The 4511-nt window shown below is 38.8% G+C and carries 7 protein-coding genes; 4 read left to right on the forward strand and 3 right to left on the reverse strand.

Going from position 1 to position 4511, the window contains the following annotated elements:
• Positions 1 to 142 precede the first annotated feature (142 nt).
• The 3 genes from PX482_RS00225 to PX482_RS00235 form a co-directional block, all read right to left on the reverse strand.
• Positions 143 to 586, reverse strand: a complete 444-nt coding sequence (locus PX482_RS00225; RefSeq protein ID WP_002761104.1) for a type II toxin-antitoxin system VapC family toxin — start codon at positions 584 to 586, stop codon at positions 143 to 145.
• Entirely contained in the window at positions 573 to 845 is a 273-nt protein-coding gene (locus PX482_RS00230) for a hypothetical protein (protein ID WP_002761103.1), read from the reverse strand. The genes PX482_RS00225 and PX482_RS00230 overlap by 14 nt, the downstream gene beginning before the upstream one ends.
• 100 nt (positions 846 to 945) lie before the next feature.
• Positions 946 to 1371 carry a DUF29 family protein gene (locus PX482_RS00235; protein WP_002784597.1) on the reverse strand — a complete coding sequence of 142 codons (426 nt, stop codon included), beginning with the start codon at positions 1369 to 1371 and terminating at the stop codon, positions 946 to 948.
• A gap of 452 nt (positions 1372 to 1823) precedes the next feature.
• Between PX482_RS00235 and PX482_RS00240 the strand changes: the two genes are divergently transcribed.
• The 4 genes from PX482_RS00240 to PX482_RS00250 all read left to right on the forward strand — a co-directional run bounded on the left by PX482_RS00240 (position 1824) and on the right by PX482_RS00250 (position 4319).
• Entirely contained in the window at positions 1824 to 2984 is a 1161-nt protein-coding gene (locus PX482_RS00240; RefSeq protein ID WP_288026954.1) for a PEP-CTERM sorting domain-containing protein, read from the forward strand.
• 166 nt (positions 2985 to 3150) lie between these two features.
• Positions 3151 to 3441 carry a DUF433 domain-containing protein gene (locus PX482_RS00245; RefSeq protein WP_043999245.1) on the forward strand — a complete coding sequence of 97 codons (291 nt, stop codon included), beginning with the start codon at positions 3151 to 3153 and terminating at the stop codon, positions 3439 to 3441.
• 182 nt (positions 3442 to 3623) lie between these two features.
• Positions 3624 to 3710 carry a PEP-CTERM sorting domain-containing protein gene (locus PX482_RS27575; RefSeq protein ID WP_071823541.1) on the forward strand — a complete coding sequence of 29 codons (87 nt, stop codon included), beginning with the start codon at positions 3624 to 3626 and terminating at the stop codon, positions 3708 to 3710.
• Positions 3711 to 3866: 156 nt separating this feature from the next.
• Positions 3867 to 4319 (forward strand): DUF29 domain-containing protein, encoded by a 453-nt coding sequence (locus tag PX482_RS00250; protein ID WP_288026957.1) that lies wholly within the window; start codon positions 3867 to 3869, stop codon positions 4317 to 4319.
• The last annotated feature ends 192 nt before the right edge of the window (positions 4320 to 4511 follow it).

The raw sequence follows: 4511 nt of genomic DNA on the forward strand, positions 1-4511 counted from the left end.
GACTCGTAGGGTGCGCTCTTCAATAGCGTAACGCACCAATTTAATAATAGAGGTGGTGCGTTACGGCGAATTATTAATTTTGGTTTTTTGACTAAATTGATAGCCGCCTAACGCACCCTACACTCTACGGACTACTGATTAACTAGAAATTTGGGAAAAGATTAATAAAGGGTTTTTTATTTTTCCAGCGATAGGTATTAAAATCTCGATTATCAATTGATAAGATACGTCCATTTCCTAACTCTTCTGCTAAGATAACTAGGGAGGCATCGGCTAAGTCCATTGGCAGACTTTGATATTGTTTCATAAGGTCTTGAATTCTTTCTAGATGAGTATTTTCAAGGTGAAATAATAGAAATTTTTGGGGATGTCTCTCAAATACGTTCATTAATTTTATTTGTTTTTCAACTCCTGTATAGAGATTTGGAGAACGTTGTAAAAGAAGATGACAACTTTCTGTTAAAACACACCAAGTTGTAATTAGGGGTTGAGAAGAATACTGTGCTAAGGTTTGCTGTGCTATTAGATGATATTGATCTTTATTGTTAAATAAAGCCACCCAGAACCCAGTATCAACGATGATCATATTTAGCTTTTAATCCTTCTTTGAGAACGGATTTATAATTAGTAGAAAGGTCTGATTCTGCACTAATACAACCGATTAATCCAGATTCTTTTAAAATGTCTAGGGTACTTTGAGCTTCAGGGTTTATTTTTGCTGCAATCTCTGGCTTTTTTGCTAAAGAATAGCGTTTTTTTAATAACTCAATAAAATCAATCAGTAAGTTTTGTGCTTCTTCAGGTAATTGGTTAATATCTTGTTGAATTTGTTCTAAGTTAATCATTAATTGTCCTCCGTTAAGGTTTTTAAATAGGCTGCTAATCTTTAAGCGACTGTTTCTGACATTTAAACCTCCTGATTTGTTTCCGACTGTCCCCTGTTACTTAATCGATTAATATCAATTCCAATGCTTGATTAATAATTTTATTTTTATCAATCATAGCTTCAATTTCTTCTGGTTGATATATACCCTCAAAAGCTTCTAATGCCGCTTGTCTTAAAGCTGAAGAATAAGCATCATCTAAGGTTTCTTTTAATTCTTCTATTGTTAGATAATTTCCTCCAGTTTTACGTCGTTGATTAATGCGTTGAATCTGTCGAACAGAATTAGAAATAGAGGTTTCCCATGAGCGTGTACTGCGTTTTTCTGCTTGCTGTTTAATCAGATGTAATAATACAATAATACTAAAGCTAAAAATCTTATTGAGCTTATCATCCTTGCTCATTTCTGTCATTTCCTCTACCAAGATTAAGGCATCGGGAACATTGCCAGCTAGTAATAGATTTTTTAACTCTAATAGTTCTTCCATTTTTTGCTTTTTTTACTGATTAACCTCTTAATTTAGTAATTTGTTCTGCATTTAAATTAACCGAAGTTGCTAGTTATAAGCTTCGCTAGTTCGATCCCCCTAAATCCCCCTTAAAAAGGGGGACTTTGAGTCTGGTTCCCTCCTTAAAAAGGGAGACTTTGAGTCTGGTTCCCTCCTTAAAAAGGGAGACTTTGAGTCTGTTTCCCTCCTTAAAAAGGGAGACTTTGAGTCTGGTTCCCCCCTTTTCAAGGGGGGCTAGGGGGGATCGAACCTAGAAATCAAATTTAGCCTTTTTTATGATCCTTGCCCTCCTTTTTGTCACTAAATCCCACTTTATCCCACAAAAATTATTGTATCAGAAAATCCAAAATGGCCACAAATTCCCACAGACAAAACCAAAGTGAACATCTAGATTGTAAGAATCACTTAGTTTTTGGGATTTTTATCAGGTTATGAACAAGATACTAGCTAATTGTATCAGCTTAGGGATCGGATTGGGTGCGATCGGGGTCGCTTTCCCCGCACAGGCCGCCTCTTTTCAGGGGTTAGGGTTCTTACCGGGTAGTTTCGGTAGCTATGCTTTTGGAGTATCAGCAGATGGGTCTGTTGTTGTTGGTTTCAGCAATGGTGCTAATGGTCAGGAGGCATTTCGTTGGACACAACAGACGGGGATGGTAGGACTAGGGGACTTACCGGGGGGGATTTTCAATAGCGTAGCTAATGGAGTATCAGGGGATGGGTCTGTTGTTATTGGTCAAAGCATTAGTGCTAATGGTACTGAGGCATTTCGTTGGACACAACAGACGGGGATGGTAGGACTAGGAGACTTACCTGGCAGAACTTTCAAGAGCATTGCTAATGGAGTATCAGCAGATGGGTCTGTTGTTGTTGGTAATGGAAGGGGTGCTAATGGTGGTGAGGCATTCCGTTGGACACAAGGGACAGGAATGGTAGGACTAGGGGACTTGTCTGGAGGTGGTGCCTTGAGTGAAGCTTATGGAGTATCAGGGGATGGGTCTGTTGTCGTTGGTAGAAGCACTAATGCTAATTTTGTTGAGGCATTCCGTTGGACACAAGGGACGGGAATGGTAGGACTAGGGGACTTATCTGGGGGTGGTTTCGATAGCCGTGCTGAAGGAGTATCAGTAGATGGGTCTGTTGTTGTTGGTCAAAGCATTAGTGCTAATGGAAAGGAAGCATTCCGTTGGACACAAGGGACGGGAATGGTAGGACTAGGAGACTTATCGGGGGGGAGTTTCTTTAGCGTAGCTTTTGGAGTATCAGGGGATGGGTCTGTTATTGTTGGTTATGGTAGTAGTGCTAATGGTCCAGAGGCATTTATCTGGAATAGTAGCCAAGGAATGCGGAGCCTAAAAGAGGTTTTAAGTAATGATTATGGTTTAAATTTAACGGGTTGGACTTTAAACGATGCGCGTGTAATTTCTGCTGATGGGTTAACGGTTGTGGGTTATGGAACTAACCCCAGTGGTAATATTGAAGCTTGGATTGCTCGTTTAAATCCGCAAAATAATCCATCTGTACCGGAGCCTAGTTCTATATTAGGGTTAGGGCTGTTTTCTTTGGTGGGTTTTTTGAGGAAGAAACGGTCATAATCTAACCTAACTTTGATGGGAAAGTCCATAAATTCCCTATTTTGGGGCATTTCAATCAGTTAGCATCTCAATCATTAGATAAAATGGCATCCTCGAAAGGGGGGCTTTTTTGTTGTTCGGATGTATCGATCGAGCTACAATAAAAGGGACTTCTCTAGGCGAAAATATGGCTACAGGCATCGATATTAGCGAATTTATTGTTGCTAGTCCGGATATTTGTAATGCTCGTCCCCGGATCGCGGGAACTAGAATCACGATTCAAAGTTTAGTCATGGATCATAAAACGGGAATGAGTGCCGAAGCGATCGCTAAGGAATATCCTCAGTTAAGTCTGGCTCAAATTTATAGCGCTCTAGCGTATTATCACGCGAATAAAGAACAGATAGAGGCCGATATCGATGCTTACCGAGCCGATTGTGAAGACTGGGAATCCCGATATCGAGCCGGTGAATTGTAATGAGTCAAATCCGTCTCTACCTTGATGAAGATGCGGGTCAACGCTCGGTCGTGGAAGCTTTGCGGAATCTGCGGTCAGTAAGGTATAGTCATTTCAATTAAAATTGAGAATATTAATCCCAGAGTTCATAAGGGTTTTGTCGGTATAGAGTGTATCAGACTTATCTGAAATGACTATAACTAATGATTTCGTTAGTACCAGAACCTAGTTCTATTTTAGGGTTAGGCCTGTTTTCTTTGGTGGGTTTTTTAATTAAGAAACGGTCATAATCTAACCTGACTTTAATGGGAAAGTCCATAAACTCCCTATTTTTAGTATTTCAATCAGTTAGCATCTCAATCATTAGATAAAAGGGCATCCTCGAAAGGGGGGCTTTTTTGTTGGTGTATAATGGCGATATATTCTGAAGGATTGAGGAATAACCGATGACTCATGCCAGACAAAGTTTATCATCTATCTATGAAGAAGATTATCAGCAATGGCTAGATGAGACAGTTTTATTGTTAAAAAATCGTCAAGTTGATAGTTTAGATTATGAGCATTTAATTGAGGAGTTAGAAGCTTGGGGAAGGGAACAAAAAAATGCGGTTGAGAGTTTAGCAATTCAAATAATACAACATCTTTTATTCTATCAGTATTGGTCAAGCGAACGAGAATATAACGAGCGACATTGGCGAGGTGAATTAATTGGTTTTCGGACTCAATTGGAATTAAGATTAACGACCAATCTCAGAAACCATTTATCTAATCGTCTCGATTATCTTTATGGTAAAGCCAGAAAAATGGCAGAGGTGAAAACGGATTTAAAATTACCATCAGAGAATCCTTATGCTTTAGCTGATATTTTAGACGAAGATTGGATTCCTGAAATTAGTTAAATAATTCTTCAGAAAATTTTAGCTAGGATGGAACCTAGTTTTTTAAGATAATTATTAATTTAAAATCTTGGCTCTTCGGTTTGTGTTATGCAATGGACGGGGATTATAAGGGATGTAACCCTTATATAGAAAGGCATTTAGCGATTTTTGTCAATTGTTTTTTATCTAGAGCGAACTAATCAATTAAGTCTC

The organism is Microcystis sp. M53602_WE12, assembly GCF_030065455.1.
GTDB classification, from domain to species: Bacteria; Cyanobacteriota; Cyanobacteriia; order Cyanobacteriales; family Microcystaceae; genus Microcystis; species Microcystis aeruginosa.